The 13416-nt window shown below is 62.4% G+C and carries 15 protein-coding genes; 10 read left to right on the forward strand and 5 right to left on the reverse strand.

Annotation, left to right across the window (positions count from 1 at the left end):
- Nucleotide 1 precedes the first annotated feature (1 nt).
- The 4 genes from RAK07_RS02265 to RAK07_RS02280 all read right to left on the reverse strand — a co-directional run bounded on the left by RAK07_RS02265 (nt 2) and on the right by RAK07_RS02280 (nt 4785).
- Nucleotides 2–1135, reverse strand: a complete 1134-nt coding sequence (locus RAK07_RS02265) for a 2-oxoacid:acceptor oxidoreductase subunit alpha (protein ID WP_305731237.1) — start codon at nt 1133–1135, stop codon at nt 2–4.
- A gap of 20 nt (nt 1136–1155) precedes the next feature.
- Nucleotides 1156–1359: a 4Fe-4S binding protein gene (locus tag RAK07_RS02270; RefSeq protein WP_305731238.1), complete on the reverse strand. Its 204-nt coding sequence runs from the start codon at nt 1357–1359 to the stop codon at nt 1156–1158.
- Between the two features lie 120 nt (nt 1360–1479).
- Nucleotides 1480–2445, reverse strand: a complete 966-nt coding sequence (gene mdh / locus RAK07_RS02275; RefSeq protein ID WP_305731239.1) for a malate dehydrogenase — start codon at nt 2443–2445, stop codon at nt 1480–1482.
- 114 nt (nt 2446–2559) lie between these two features.
- Nucleotides 2560–4785, reverse strand: a complete 2226-nt coding sequence (locus tag RAK07_RS02280; protein WP_305731240.1) for an NADP-dependent isocitrate dehydrogenase — start codon at nt 4783–4785, stop codon at nt 2560–2562.
- A gap of 402 nt (nt 4786–5187) precedes the next feature.
- Between RAK07_RS02280 and RAK07_RS02285 the strand changes: the two genes are divergently transcribed.
- Both RAK07_RS02285 and RAK07_RS02290 read left to right on the forward strand, forming a co-directional pair.
- Complete coding sequence (locus RAK07_RS02285) at nt 5188–5574, forward strand: hypothetical protein (RefSeq protein ID WP_305731241.1); 387 nt, start codon at nt 5188–5190, stop codon at nt 5572–5574.
- 97 nt (nt 5575–5671) lie between these two features.
- The gene (locus RAK07_RS02290; protein ID WP_305731242.1) at nt 5672–6355 is read left to right on the forward strand and encodes an HAD family hydrolase; all 684 of its coding nucleotides are present in this window, start codon (nt 5672–5674) and stop codon (nt 6353–6355) included.
- A 158-nt stretch (nt 6356–6513) separates the two neighbouring features.
- Here the strand turns inward: RAK07_RS02290 and RAK07_RS02295 are convergent, their stop codons facing one another.
- On the reverse strand, nt 6514–7815 hold the full coding sequence (locus tag RAK07_RS02295; protein WP_305731243.1) for a hypothetical protein: 1302 nt from the start codon (nt 7813–7815) through the stop codon (nt 6514–6516).
- A 130-nt stretch (nt 7816–7945) separates the two neighbouring features.
- Here RAK07_RS02295 and RAK07_RS02300 point away from each other — a divergent pair, with 130 nt between their 5' ends.
- From RAK07_RS02300 to RAK07_RS02335, 8 genes are all read left to right on the forward strand, one after another.
- Nucleotides 7946–9346: an FAD-binding oxidoreductase gene (locus RAK07_RS02300; RefSeq protein ID WP_305731244.1), complete on the forward strand. Its 1401-nt coding sequence runs from the start codon at nt 7946–7948 to the stop codon at nt 9344–9346.
- Nucleotides 9336–9599, forward strand: coding sequence for a hypothetical protein (locus tag RAK07_RS02305; protein WP_305731245.1), 264 nt, complete (start codon nt 9336–9338; stop codon nt 9597–9599). Before RAK07_RS02300 ends, RAK07_RS02305 begins: the two co-directional genes overlap by 11 nt.
- Nucleotides 9592–10173, forward strand: coding sequence for a Maf family nucleotide pyrophosphatase (locus RAK07_RS02310; protein ID WP_305731246.1), 582 nt, complete (start codon nt 9592–9594; stop codon nt 10171–10173). Before RAK07_RS02305 ends, RAK07_RS02310 begins: the two co-directional genes overlap by 8 nt.
- Nucleotides 10170–10856: a YggS family pyridoxal phosphate-dependent enzyme gene (locus tag RAK07_RS02315; RefSeq protein ID WP_305731247.1), complete on the forward strand. Its 687-nt coding sequence runs from the start codon at nt 10170–10172 to the stop codon at nt 10854–10856. Before RAK07_RS02310 ends, RAK07_RS02315 begins: the two co-directional genes overlap by 4 nt.
- Before the next feature lie 28 nt (nt 10857–10884).
- Complete coding sequence (locus tag RAK07_RS02320; RefSeq protein WP_305731248.1) at nt 10885–11439, forward strand: DUF4124 domain-containing protein; 555 nt, start codon at nt 10885–10887, stop codon at nt 11437–11439.
- A 191-nt stretch (nt 11440–11630) separates the two neighbouring features.
- Nucleotides 11631–12218, forward strand: a complete 588-nt coding sequence (locus RAK07_RS02325; protein WP_305731249.1) for a hypothetical protein — start codon at nt 11631–11633, stop codon at nt 12216–12218.
- Between the two features lie 68 nt (nt 12219–12286).
- Entirely contained in the window at nt 12287–13072 is a 786-nt protein-coding gene (locus tag RAK07_RS02330; RefSeq protein WP_305731250.1) for an inositol monophosphatase family protein, read from the forward strand.
- Nucleotides 13069–13404 (forward strand): DUF6677 family protein, encoded by a 336-nt coding sequence (locus RAK07_RS02335; RefSeq protein ID WP_305731251.1) that lies wholly within the window; start codon nt 13069–13071, stop codon nt 13402–13404. Before RAK07_RS02330 ends, RAK07_RS02335 begins: the two co-directional genes overlap by 4 nt.
- Nucleotides 13405–13416: the final 12 nt, after the last annotated feature.

Genomic DNA, 13416 nt, shown 5'->3' on the forward strand with positions numbered 1-13416 from the left:
GTTACTTAACCTCCTTCATCTTCTCGAGGATCTGGTCGGGATTGATCGGCTCACCGTCGACGCGGTTGATGCCCAGAACCAGAGCCTTGCCCAGAGAACAGCGCTCGATCTCCAGGCTGCACATACCCAGGTTCATTTCAGGAACGATGAACCCTTTGACTTTTTGAGCCAGGGCCTTGATCTGCTTGTCCGGGAAGGGCCAGAAGGTCTTGATCCGGAACATGCCGGCCTTGATCCCCTGCTCACGGGCAACGTTGACGGCGTAACGGGCGGAGCGGGAGGTGGAGCCGTAGGCAACCACGGCGATTTCAGCGTCGTCCAGCATATACTCTTCAAAGTCGACAATGTCGTCCACGTTAGCCATAACCTTGCGGATCTGGCGCTCTTCCTCGGCTTGAACGTACTCGGCCTTGGTGGTGGGGAAGCCGTCCGGCAGCTTGTTCAGGCCGGTCACGTGGAACTTGTAGCCGGAACCGAAGGCGGCCAGCGGGGGCACATCGCCGAACGAGGTGTCGTAGGGCTTGTATTCAGCAGGCGGTACCGTGGGGGCGGCACGGTCGATCACTTCCAGTTCGCCCGGCTCGGGGAACACGATCCGCTCACGCATGTGGGCAACGATTTCGTCCGGCAGGACGTGGACCGGAATACGGTACTTCTCGGCCAGGTTGAAGGCCCGGACCACCATCTCATAGGTTTCCTGCACGGAGGCAGGCATCAGGGCGATGGTGGCGTGGTCGCCGTGGGTGCCCCAGCGGGCGCACATCACGTCGGACTGGGACGGACCGGTGGGCATGCCGGTGGAAGGGCCGCCGCGCATGACGTTATACACAACGCAGGGAATCTCGGCGATGCAGCCGTAGCCGATCAGCTCCTGCTTGAGGGACAGGCCGGGGCCGGAGGTGGAGGTCAGGGCCTTCTTGCCTGCCAGGGCACCGCCCAGCAGAGCAGCCATGGCACCGATCTCGTCTTCCATCTGGATGAACTTGCCGCCCACCTTGGGCAGCTCAACGGACATCACCTCAGCCACTTCGGTTGAGGGGGTAATGGGGTAACCGGCGAAGAATTTGCAGCCGGCGTACAAGGCGCCGTGTGCTGCCGCTTCGTTACCCTGCAAAAACGCAACTTTCTTGGACACAGTAAATTCCTCCCGTCTCGTTATTCAGCGTGGACTTTGATGGCGAAGTCGGGGCAGCGCAGTTCGCACTGCATACACTTGATGCAGGCTTCCAGGTCTTTCACGGCAACCACGAAACCCTTCATCTCGAGAACCTTCTTGGGGCAGAACTCCACACAGATGTGACACCCCTTACAGTATTTCTCGATGATCTCGATTCTTGGCAACTTTTTCTCTTCTGACATCTGGCGTGTACTCCTTTTATCCGTATTCGGAAGTGTAAAATAGCGGCCCCCTGATGCGCCAAAAGAAGGGCGGCTCGTGCCGCCCTTCTTTTTAGCAGCCACCGGGAAGTCCGGTTAAAATCAGCCGTTCAGGATGCTGTCCAGGCTGTCCACCAGACCTTTAACGGCGGCGACAGACTTGTCCATCATGGCCTGCTCTTCTGCGTCCAGCTTGAACTGGAGGATGTTTTCCACACCCTTTTCGCCCAACACGGCCGGAACGCCGACGTAGTAGCCGTTCACGCCGAACTCACCCTGCAGGTAGCAGCAGGTGGGCAGAACGCGCTTCTGATCCTTCAGCACCGACTCGGCCATGGCGATGGCGGAGGAAGCCGGGGAGTAGAAGGCGGAACCGGTCTTGAGCAGGGCGACCACTTCGCCACCGGCCAGACGGGTACGCTTGACCATGGCTTCCATGACTTCCTTCGCCTTCTCGGCGCCGTACTTCTGCTCCAGCAGCTCCATGACCGGGATGCCCTGAACGCTGGCGTAGCGAACCAGGGGCACCATGTCGTCGCCGTGGCCGCCCAGGGTCATGGCAACAACGTCCTTCACGGAAACACCCAGCTCCCAGGCGATGAAGGTGGCAAAGCGGGCGGAGTCCAGCACGCCGGCCTGGCCGACCACGCGGTTATGGGGGATGCCGGTGATCTTCTGGCAGAGGGTCACCATGGCGTCCAGCGGGTTGGAGATGACGATGACGAAGGCGTTGGGAGCGTACTGCTTGATCCCTTCGGCGACCGAGGTCATGATCTTGGAGTTGGTGACAATCAGGTCGTCACGGCTCATGCCGGGCTTGCGGGGCAGGCCGGCGGTGACGATGACCACGTCGGAGCCTGCGATGTCCTTGTAGTCCTGGGTACCCTGCAGGCAGACGTCGAAGCCGTCAACCGGTGATGCCTCGGCGATGTCCAGCATCTTGCCCTGGGGCATGCCTTCGACGATGTCGAACATCACGACGTCACCCAGTTCGCGCAGGGCGCAGAGTTGTGCAAGAACGCCGCCGATCTGGCCGCCACCGATAAGTGCTATCTTTTTACGTGCCATGCTGATTCCTCCTTACTGTGGTTGTGTTGTGCTTCAGAGTGAACAAGTGCATAAATATATCAGGAAATTGGGTGGGGGGAAAGAGCCAAAAACCCTTTCCCCCGCGGTCATGAATCAGGCGATGCCGTCGATGATGGCGTTCAGCGTCGGACTCGGCCGCATTGCGGCAGCGGTCTTGGCCGGGTCCGGACGATAGTAGCCGCCCATATCCACCGGCTTGCCCTGGGCGCCGATCAGTTCCTCGTTGATCTTGACTTCGTTATCAGCCAGTTGTTTGGCGATCTTCTCGAACTTGGTCTTCAGTTCGGCGTCCTTGGTCTGGGCGGCCAGGGCCTCGGCCCAGTAGAGGGCCAGATAGAAGTGGCTGCCGCGGTTGTCGATCTGGCCGACCTTGCGGGCGGGCGACTTGTTGTTGTCCAGGAACTTGGCGATAGCCTGGTCCAGCGTCTCAGCCAGCACCAGGGCCTTGGCGTTCTTGAACTGGGTCCCCAGGTGCTCCAGGGAGGCGGCCAGAGCGGAGAACTCGCCCAGAGAGTCCCAACGCAGGTACCCTTCCTTGACGAACTGCTGCACGTGCTTGGGAGCGGAACCGCCCGCGCCGGTTTCGAACAGGCCGCCACCGGCCAAGAGCGGCACGATGGAGAGCATCTTGGCGCTGGTGCCCAGCTCCAGGATCGGGAACAGGTCGGTCAGGTAGTCGCGCAGCACGTTGCCGGTAACGGAGATGGTGTCTTCACCTTTGCGGATCCGCTCCAGGGAGTAGCGCATCGCCTCGACCGGGGCAAGGATCTTGATGGTCAGGCCGGTAGTGTCGTGATTCTTCAGATACGTTTCCACCTTGGCGATGATCTGGGCATCGTGAGCGCGGTTTTTGTCCAGCCAGAACACGGCATGGGCGCCGGTGGCCTTGGCACGGTTGACGGCCAGTTTGACCCAGTCCTGGATCGGAATATCCTTGACGCGGGACATACGCCAGATGTCGCCCTGCTCAACCTTGGATTCCATGAGGACGGTGCCGTCGGCGGCAACAACCTTGACGGTGCCGTCGGCCGGAATTTCGAAGGTGGTGGGGTGGGAGCCGTATTCTTCGGCCTTCTGCGCCATCAGGCCGACGTTGGGGACCGAACCCATGGTAGCGGGATCGAAGGCACCGTTCTTCTTGCAGTCCTCGACGATCTCCTTGTACATGGTGGCGTAGCAGCGGTCCGGGATCAGGGCCTTGGTGTCCTGCAGCTTGCCCTCGGCATTCCACATCTTGCCGCCGTCACGCACCACCACCGGCATGGAGGCGTCAACGATGATGTCGTTGGGTACGTGCAGGTTGGTAATCCCCTTGTCGGAATCCACCATGGCCAGGGCCGGTGCGCTGGCATAGACGGCCTTGATATCGGCTTCGATCTCGGCCTTCTTGTCGGCCGGCAGGGCTTCGATTTTCTTGTAGAGGTCGCCCAGGCCCATGTTGGGATTAACGCCGATCTGTTTGAAGGTGGCGGCGTGCTTCTCGAAGACTTCCTTGTAGAACACTTCCACGGCGTGGCCGAACATGATCGGATCGGAGACCTTCATCATGGTGGCTTTCAGATGCAGGGAGAGCAGCTGGCCGTTCTTCTTGGCGTCGGCGATCTGCTCGGCGTAGAAGGCGCGCAGGGCCTTCTTGCTCATGAAGGTGGCGTCGAGCACTTCACCCTTGGATGCCTTGAGGCCGCTCTTCAGAACCTTGAGCGAGCCGTCGGCGCCGACGAACTCGATCTTGAATTCGCCACCATCTTCCAAGCAGACCGACTTCTCGTTGCCGTAGAAGTCGCCGGCGCTCATGTGGGCGACTTCTGACTTGGAGTCGGCAGCCCAGGCAGACAGCTTGTGGGGGTTTTTCTTGGAGAAGTTCTTGACGGAGATCGGAGCGCGGCGGTCGGAGTTGCCTTCGCGCAGCACCGGGTTCACGGCGCTGCCCAGCACCTTGGCGTACTTCTCGGCGATTGCCTTTTCTTCGTCGGTCTGGGGGTTTTCCGGGTAATCGGGGACCTTGTACCCTTTAGCCTGCAATTCGGCGATGGCTTCCTTGAGTTGGGGAACCGAGGCGCTGATATTGGGCAGTTTGATGATGTTGGCTTCCGGGGTCAGGGAGAGTTCACCCAGCTGCGCGAGGTAGTCGGGAATCCGCTGCTCCGGAGTCAGGCATTCCGGGAACGTGGCAATGATGCGGCCGGAAACGGAGATGTCACGGGTTTCGACCTCAACGCCGGTGCCCTTGGTGAATGCCTGAACAATCGGGAGCAACGAATAGGTTGCCAATGCGGGTGCTTCATCAATCTCGGTCCAGATGATCTTGTGCGTTGTCATTGCGGTCTCTTCTCCTTGGGTGTGGTAGCTGATCTGCCCGGCGAATCGAACGACGGTGCGGCAGTCGCCGTGAGCGAAATACAGTATGACTAAAACGGCAACAGGCTCAAGAAATACGTAGTGAAATCGGTTGGTTGAAGGCGGTTTGTCGAGGCCTGAAAAAAGTTTGTATACAGTATGCAAAAGGCCTGAAGCTGTCAAGGAAAAATCTCCTCCATTGTAGGGAGGTTATGCGGGATTTTCCGTCCTGTCGTGCCATTTTTGGACAGGGTGTGCTCAGGGGGGGTGAAAAGTGTGTTTTTTGATGCTTGACCTGTGGAAAAAGGGTGGTACGATTACGCTGCCTTTTCAGGCAGCAGCCCATATCAGCGCCATAATCCAGCATCGAAAGGAGCATGTACCATGGCCGTGAAAAAAGCCGCAAAAACGACCGGCACGGCAGCAGCCAGGAAGGCCGCTCCGGCTGCCGCACACACGCCGAAGACGGTGGCTGCCGAACTGGCAGCGGACCAACTGCTGGTGCAGAACCTCACTGCGTTGTCGAACCTGGTGACGAATTTGAGCGAGACGCTCGATGTTCTGGTCCGGAAAGCTGAAAGTATGGCCTATCACATTATCGCCACCGAAGAGGTGCTTGCGGAACTGGTTGCCGCCAACGGCCTCGATCTTGCCCGCGTCAATGCCCGTATCCGTACGAAGATTGCCGGTGGTACCGACAACCTCTGCGACCCCAGCCGGGCTATCGACGTGGCCGCTTCCATTGCGTCGCCGCTGCCGAAAGCGCGCTAGCCGCACCTGCTCCGTTTATGAGAAGAGGGCAGACTTGGCCAGTCTGCCCTCTTTCCGTGTAGAGAGACTCCATCCCTGAAAGGAAGTACGTTCCGTCATGTATCCCCAATCCGTGATCTTCGATTTTGACGGTGTCATTGTCGATACCGAGCCGCTGCATTACCGGGCCTTTCAAGAGCTCCTGACCCCGCTGGGACTTGGCTACAGTTGGGAGGAGTACTGCCGCACGTACATGGGATTTGACGATCGGGATGCCTTTCGCGAGGCGTTCGCGGTCGGCGGCCGGCCGCTCCCCCGGGAAGAGCTGGAGCGGCTGATAGAGCGCAAGGCCGAGCTGTTTCAGGAGATCGTGGCGCAAGGGGTGCCCCCCTATCCAGGGGTGGTGGCGTTGATCCGACGATTACGGGCCGAGGAGGTGCCGCTGGCGGTCTGCAGCGGCGCCCTGCGGAGCGACATCGAGCCGATTCTGGCCGGGCTGGCAATCGGCGATTGCTTCTCCTGCATCGTCACGGCTGAGGACGTGGAACACAGCAAACCGGACCCGGCCAGTTACCGTCTGGCCTTCGAAAAGCTGCGCACCCTCTATCCGGAACTCCGGGATGCGGAGCACTCCTGCGCCATTGAGGACACACCGGCGGGGATTGCCTCAGCCACCGGTGCCGGCCTGCGGGTGGTGGCGGTCACCAACAGTTATTCCGCGGACCGGCTGGCCCAGGCGAATCTTGTCGTGACCTCCCTGGAGGAGTTGCCGGCGCGTTTCGGAGAACTGCCCACAGCATAAATACTTTATTTCTTAGTATACGGGCGATGTGCGTTGCCAGTAGAAATCCAAGCTTTTCTAGCCCACTAGAGCCTGTAACTACCAGTTCTAAAAAGCAACCCCCGGAAGGCTCACCTTCCGGGGGATTTTCTTGCCGCGGGATGCCCTCCGGGGCGGACTCAGGGCCAGATGACCACGATCCCCCGCAACCGTCCCCCCTGCGCATCCCGATACTGCACCACCTGCAATCCTCCGGCATCGCCCCGGCGGATTTCGTATCCCTCCTTGATTTCCGAGGAGACCGGTCGCATGGCCGCAGTACCGGCCACTCCTTTCAGCATGGTGACGTAGAACGACTCTTGGATGCCGGCACCGCTTCGGTCCAGTACCTGGATGGAGCGGATGGCGCCGTCCTTTTCCCGGAAGACCCGGTATTCATGGGCTTGCCCCAGGTAGCGTTCCCACCCCGGATGCTCCTTGGCGTAGCCCTTGTCGTGGCCGTCGCGGGGGACGAAGGAGGGGAGTTCCCGGGGGCGGCCGGTGCCGTGCGCGGCAAAGGGTTTGTCGGTCTGGAGCGTCGAGCTGTGAGCGGCCTGGGATTTTGCCGCCGGTTGCGCTGCGTCGGGTGTCGGTGGGGCGGGTTTTGCCGGCTTGGCGGACTCCGCCGGCGGGGCGCTCGTCGCGGTGCCGGGGCTGTGCCTGAGCTGGTAGACGGTCACCGCCAGCGCCATAATAACGGTAAGCGCCAGTATCGCTACCCAACTGCGGCGATACCAGGGGAGCGTTTCCTCGATGTCGGTGATCACCAGGTCGTCGCGCAGGTGAAAGGGCTCCCGCTGATAGCCGGACAGCGACGGAGCAGCAGTGGTGTCCGGTGTCGGCAGCTCCTCGGAGCTGTTGTCCAGGTGCTGGCTGAAGGCGGAAATCACCGAGCGCGCCCCCCGGCGGGGCCGCTCGTAGGTCAGCGGTTCCGGCAGGTTCTCCCCGGTCGCCGGCTCTGGTTCCCCGGCAGGGGATGAGGCTGCATCGGAGCCGCTTTCCGGGGGGAACTCCTGAAAAAGGCGGTCAGGCCTGGGGGGGACGTCCGCTTGTGCCTCGGGCAGCTCCGTTATCTCGCCGCTGCGCTGATCGGCGGCATGGGTGAAGGCATCCAGGATGGAGCAGAGTTCGTCGTCCGACTGGGCCGGGTCCATGATTCCCTCGAACCTGCCGGAGGTTTCCACCTCCAGGGTTTCCGACGGGCTGATCAGGATGAAGCGGCAGCGACGGCGGCCGATGCGGGACTTCAGGTGCTTGAGCAGGATGTCGGCCGAAAGTCCGGAGAGATGATTCTGGATGATCACGACCCCCGGTTTCAGCCGTTCCAGCTCCTCCACGCCGCGATGGATATCGCTGACCGCCACCAGATCGTCGCGGTCGCGGGCGAGCCGTTCGAACAGGTCGGTCATGCGGGGGATGTCGGTGATGGCGAGGACGGTCATGGGCGCTCCCGGAGAAAAGTGGCGCACATTCTACGGGAAGCGGCGGCTCCAGGCAACAGGGAATCGTCTTGCCAAGGCTCAATCCTATCGGGTACACTTTCAGTTCATTTTCCTGCCAGAGAGGTAGTTCATGCTCGATCCGCACATATACCGGGAGCTTTGTGCCATTGTGGGAACGGAGAACGTTGCCGTGGAAAAGCAGGACCTGATCTGCTACGGCTACGACGCCACCCAGATGGAATTTTTACCCGCCGCCGTGGTGCATCCGGCCACTGCGGAGGAGGTGGCGGCGGTTCTGAGACTGGCCAACCGGTGCTGCTTTCCGGTCTTTCCCCGCGGCGCCGGCAGCGGCTTCACCGGCGGGGCGCTGCCCACCGGCGGCGGTGTGGTGCTGGTCACCACCCGCATGAACCGTATCCTGCGGATCGATACCGAGAACCTGATCGCCGAGGTGGAGCCGGGACTGGTGACGGAGGAGTTCCAGATCGCGGTGGAAAAGCTGGGGCTGTTCTACCCGCCCGACCCGGCGTCGCTCAAGTTCTCCACCCTGGGGGGAAACGTGGCGGAAAACGCCGGCGGTCCCCGCTGCGTCAAGTACGGGGTAACCCGCGATTTCGTCATGGGGCTGGAGGTGGTGCTGCCCACCGGCGAAATCATCCGCACCGGCACCGAGACCTACAAGGCGGTGGTGGGGTACGACCTGACCCGGCTGCTCTGCGGCAGTGAAGGGACCCTGGGGGTGATCACCAAGATCATCTTCAAACTGCTGCCGTTGCCTGAAGCGAAGAAGACCATGCTGACCATCTTCGATTCCATCGACGGCGCGGCCCGTGCCGTCTCCACCATCATCGGCGCCAAGATCATCCCCACGACGCTCGAGTTCATGGACTACGCCACCCTGCAGTGCGTGGAACGGCGCTTCAATCTGGGGATTCCGGCGGAGGGACGGGCCGTGCTGCTGATCGAGGTGGACGGCGATAGCGACCTGGTGGACAAGCAGGCGGCCCGCATCCAGGAGCTGATCCGGCCCCTGGGGCTGGTGCAGTGCACCATCGCCAAAGATGCCGCCGAATCGGAGGCGCTCTGGAAGGTGCGGCGACTGGTCTCCCCCAGCCTGCGGGATGTCAATCCGCACAAGTACAACGAGGATATCGTGGTGCCGCGCAGCAAAGTGCCGGAGGTGATCCGCCGGATCGAGACCATCCAGCGGAAATACGACATCCCGATCGTCAACTTCGGCCATGCCGGCGACGGCAATATCCATGTCAACGTGATGATCAACAAGGAGATTCCCGGCCAGGAGGAAAAAGCCCACAGCGCGATCCGGGAGGTGTTCCAGGCCGCCCTGGACCTGGACGGCACCATGTCCGGCGAGCACGGGGTGGGGCTGGCCAAGCAGCCGTACATCGAGATGGAGCTGAACCCGGCCCAGATCAGGACCATGGAGTCGATCAAGCTGGCGCTGGACCCGAACAATATTCTCAACCCCGGCAAGATATTTCCCTGGAAAGGTATCAACCATGCAGCATGACGATGCAAAGGAACGGCAGGAAACCTCGTTGATAGGACGTATTCTGTCACTTGAGGCGGTGTTGCTGCTGATGGGAGTTGTGTCGCTGGTGTACGGCCTGATCAACGGCGCGGCCATGAACATCTTCTGGGGAGTGGTGATCATTCCCGGTGTTTTTCTGTTGCACAAGGTGCGCAAGAAGGACTGGAAGGCCCACTGGCAGGCCCTGGAGGCGGAGCAGCAGCGCCAGAGGGAGCGTGACAACCGTGGGTGAGATCGTTCTGGCATCGGCATCGCCCCGCCGTTCGGAGCTTCTTGAACTGGCCGGCGTGCCGTTCCGCGTCGCGCCGGCCGACATCCCCGAGGAGCCCCTTCCCGGCGAGGAAGCGGCGGCCCACGCCATGCGGTTGGCCGAGGAAAAGGCCCGGGCCGCTGCGGCCCGTGAGGCATCGGGACGCTGGTTCATCGGCGCCGACACCATCGTAGTGCTGGAAGGGCGGATCATGGGCAAACCGAAGGACGAAGCCGAGGCGGAAGCCATGCTCGCGGACCTCTCCGGTCGCAGCCATCAGGTGATCACCGCCTACGCGGTGTTCGACCGCAGCGGCGGGGCCTGCGTCAGCCGGGCGGTGCGCACCGATGTGGTGTTCAAGCAGTTGGACCGTCGGGAGATCGAAGCGTACGTTGCCACCGGCTGTCCCCTGGACAAGGCGGGGGCCTACGCCATCCAGGGGGGAGCGGCCCACTTCGTGCGGGAGATCCGCGGCTCCTACACCAACGTGGTGGGGCTCCCCACCTGCGAACTGGTGGAGACCCTGCGCCGGATGGGGGCGCTGGAACAGTCATGAGTGTCATCGCTGAACATCTTGCCACGGTGCGGCACCGGATCGCCGCCGCCTGCGGACGCTGCGGCCGGGACCCCCGTACCGTGGAACTGGTTGCGGTCTCCAAGACCCGCCCGGCGGAGGATGTCCGGGAGGCGTTCCGGGCAGGGCAGCGGATTTTTGGTGAAAATTACGTCCAGGAACTGGTGGCCAAGGCGGCGGACCTGCACGAGCCGGTGGAGTGGCACGTCATCGGCCACCTGCAGTCCAACAAGGTGCGGCAGATCGCCGGCCTGACCAGCCTGATCCATTCCGTGGACCGCCTGTCGCTGGCCCGGGAGCTGAGCCGTCAGTGGGGACGTCTGGAGAAGGTCTGCAACCTGCTGGTGCAGGTAAACGTCTCCGGCGAGGCCAGCAAGTCCGGCACCACCGCGGCGGAGGCCCTGGCCCTGGTGCGGGAGATCGCCCGGCTGCCCCACCTGCGGGTGCAGGGTTTGATGACCATGCCGCCGTTTTTCGATGACCCCGAGGAGGCCCGTCCCTACTTCCGCGAGTTGCGCCTGCTGGCTGACCGGATCAGGGAGGAGGCGATTCCGGGGGTTGCCATGGAGCGGCTTTCCATGGGGATGTCCGGCGACTTCGAGGTGGCCGTCGAGGAAGGGGCCACCCTGGTGCGGGTGGGGACCGCCATCTTCGGGGAGCGGTAGACCGGCGGGAAGAAACGGAGGTGCAGCGATGAAACGGCTGCTGGCAGTACTCGTATTCATCACGCCGCTTGTAGCGGAGGCGGCGACCTGGTCCTGGACCGATGCCGCCGGTACCGTGCACTTCACCGACAATCCCGCCACGGTTCCTATGGGGTTCCGTCACCAGCTCCGGCAACGGGACGATGGCGCTCCGTCATTTCCGGCGACCGTGCCGGCTGAACCGGCGAGCCGCCAAACGCCACCGCCGGCAGCTCCCCATGCCGGGACGCCGTCGAAGGCTGCCGAAGCTCCTGCGGCAGCACCGGGACAGGAACTGTCGATCCGTTACGGCAACCGTACCGCCGGAGAGTGGCGGGCGGCCTTCAGGGCGCTGCGGGGGCAGCTTGCGGAGGTCGAGGGGCAGTTCGAGCAGGCCCGGCGCGAGGGGGGAGACGGCAAGACTGCCCTGAGCCGGCAGAAGATCGACGAGTTGAACGCCCGCAACAGACGGCTCAATGCAGAGTACGAGGCGGTCCGCCTGCGCTTCAACCGCTTGGTGGAGGAAGCCAACGCCGCGGGGCTGCCGCCGGAGTTCTCCCGCTAGCCGGCATGCTGCCCGGAACATCTGTCGCTGCTGTAGTGAACCGGCCTGTCCTGCCTAAAAATGACAACAGGCTGCCCGTATTCTGGGCAGCCTGTTGTGCTCTTTAGGGGTAAGATGCCGAAAACAGGTTAAGAAAGGCTGGTACAGCTTTTGCGCGTACATGGCTATCATGCGTGTACCAGGAGGCAGCAATGTCAGCAGAAGCCAGCACCTTTTCATCACTTGCCCCCCATGCCACCATCACCCTGATCAAGGGCAGCCGTTATGGACTGGATCTGCGGGGGTATCTCAAGCCGGGGTGGTCCGGCTATCTGGCCGGTCGCCTTGCCGACGAGCAGATCAGCGTGCTGCGCGGAGCGGGGCGCAAGATATCGGCCATCACCTGGGAAGCCCGTTTCGAGCTTGAAATGCCGCCGCTCCTGAAGGTCCCGGAACGGCTCGATTACTGTGCCATGGCCAGCACGCCTCCGGCGGTTCGCTCCACCCTGCCCTGGGTACGCCTGGAACGGCTCAGCGTTAAGCGGGACAGCGCCCATGGCGGCTCGCTGCTGGTGGAGCTGACCGGGCCGGACCAGTTGGGGTTCCTCGCCTCACTGCTGCGGGTCTTCAGCTTCTATTCGCTGTTTCCGGTGGAGATGGAGATCGAGACTCTTGGGGCCACCGCCAGCAACCGCTTCTGGCTGAAGGGGATCGGCAGCCTGACGCCGACGGCCGAAGACCAGGCGAATCTTGCCACGGCTCTGCGCAAGCTGTCCGGCAACGGCGGCACCTTGCCATAAGCAACGGATTCTGCTAAGGCATGTCCATGCACCGGTATCATCCGGTATCTGCAACGAAGGACCTGCCAATGCTTACCACGTATCTCGATGTCGCCGTAGAAGCCGCCCTGGCTGCCGGCCGCCTGCAGCGGTCACGGTTCGCTTCCTCCTTCACCGTCGACTTGAAAGGGGCTAAGGATCTGGTCACCGAACTGGATACCGCCTCCGAAGCCGTGATTGTCGGCTGCCTGCTGGAGCGGTTTCCCGGTCACGGTATCCTGGCCGAGGAGGGGAGGTATCCCGACGGCGACGGTCGTCATGTCTGGGTGATCGACCCGATTGACGGCACGACCAATTTTGCCCACGGCTACCCCTGGTTCTGTTCCTCCATCGCCTTGGAACGGGACGGCGAGCTGGCAGTGGGCGTGATCTACAACCCGATGACCGATGAGCTGTTTACCGCCACGGCCGGCGGCGGGGCCTTCATGAACGGCCGCCGCCTGACGGTATCGCAGCGTGCCCCCCTGGCCGGCGCCCTGCTGGCCACCGGCTTCCCCTACGACTGCGCCACCGATCCTGAAAATAATTTCGACCAGTTCATCCGCTTCCAGAAAGCTGCCCGCGGCATCCGCCGCGCCGGGGCCGCCGCCCTCGATCTGGCCTACTTGGCGGCCGGCCGGCTGGACGGCTTCTGGGAGGTAAAGTTGAAACCCTGGGACGTCGCGGCCGGCACCCTGCTGGTACGGGAGGCGGGGGGGATAGTGACCTCCTTTGACGGTGCTCCGTATGCAATCCGTACCCACCGGATACTCGCCTCCAACGGCTGCCTGCACAGCGAAATGATCGCCATGCTGGCGCAGAAAGGTTCACCATGAAACGTCCGCTGATCGCTTTACTCCTCTCCGCTTTTGTTCTGCCGGGGCTGGGGCAGCTCTACCTGGGCCGCAAGCTCAAGGGAGCGCTGCTGCTGGTGGCGGTCAACCTGCTGCTGCTGGCCGCCCTTTTTCTGGCAATGAAGCTGTCGGCACCGCTGATTGGCGCCCGGCTTGCCGGTACGCCGATTACCCCCGAACTGCTGCTGGCCCAGATCCAGCCCCATGCCGTCTGGGGCAAGGCGCTGCTGGCGTCGTTTCTGGGGGTCTGGGGCTTTGCGGTGGTGGATCTGGTCAGTGCGTTTCGGGAGTCTGGCCGCGAAAACGATATTTGACAAACGCCGTTT

It is taken from the genome of Trichlorobacter ammonificans (assembly GCF_933509905.1).
GTDB lineage: Bacteria > Desulfobacterota > Desulfuromonadia > Geobacterales > Pseudopelobacteraceae > Trichlorobacter > Trichlorobacter ammonificans.

Excerpts from the sequence above, each read along its gene's own strand:
- RAK07_RS02270 (WP_305731238.1), bottom strand. The coding sequence starts at position 1,359 with ATGTCAGAAGAGAAAAAGTTGCCAAGAATCGAGATCATCGAGAAATAC.
- mdh (WP_305731239.1), bottom strand. The coding sequence starts at position 2,445 with ATGGCACGTAAAAAGATAGCACTTATCGGTGGCGGCCAGATCGGCGGC.
- RAK07_RS02280 (WP_305731240.1), bottom strand. The coding sequence starts at position 4,785 with ATGACAACGCACAAGATCATCTGGACCGAGATTGATGAAGCACCCGCA.
- RAK07_RS02285 (WP_305731241.1), top strand. The coding sequence starts at position 5,188 with ATGGCCGTGAAAAAAGCCGCAAAAACGACCGGCACGGCAGCAGCCAGG.
- RAK07_RS02290 (WP_305731242.1), top strand. The coding sequence starts at position 5,672 with ATGTATCCCCAATCCGTGATCTTCGATTTTGACGGTGTCATTGTCGAT.
- RAK07_RS02295 (WP_305731243.1), bottom strand. The coding sequence starts at position 7,815 with ATGACCGTCCTCGCCATCACCGACATCCCCCGCATGACCGACCTGTTC.
- RAK07_RS02300 (WP_305731244.1), top strand. The coding sequence starts at position 7,946 with ATGCTCGATCCGCACATATACCGGGAGCTTTGTGCCATTGTGGGAACG.
- RAK07_RS02305 (WP_305731245.1), top strand. The coding sequence starts at position 9,336 with ATGCAGCATGACGATGCAAAGGAACGGCAGGAAACCTCGTTGATAGGA.
- RAK07_RS02315 (WP_305731247.1), top strand. The coding sequence starts at position 10,170 with ATGAGTGTCATCGCTGAACATCTTGCCACGGTGCGGCACCGGATCGCC.
- RAK07_RS02320 (WP_305731248.1), top strand. The coding sequence starts at position 10,885 with ATGAAACGGCTGCTGGCAGTACTCGTATTCATCACGCCGCTTGTAGCG.
- RAK07_RS02325 (WP_305731249.1), top strand. The coding sequence starts at position 11,631 with ATGTCAGCAGAAGCCAGCACCTTTTCATCACTTGCCCCCCATGCCACC.
- RAK07_RS02330 (WP_305731250.1), top strand. The coding sequence starts at position 12,287 with ATGCTTACCACGTATCTCGATGTCGCCGTAGAAGCCGCCCTGGCTGCC.
- RAK07_RS02335 (WP_305731251.1), top strand. The coding sequence starts at position 13,069 with ATGAAACGTCCGCTGATCGCTTTACTCCTCTCCGCTTTTGTTCTGCCG.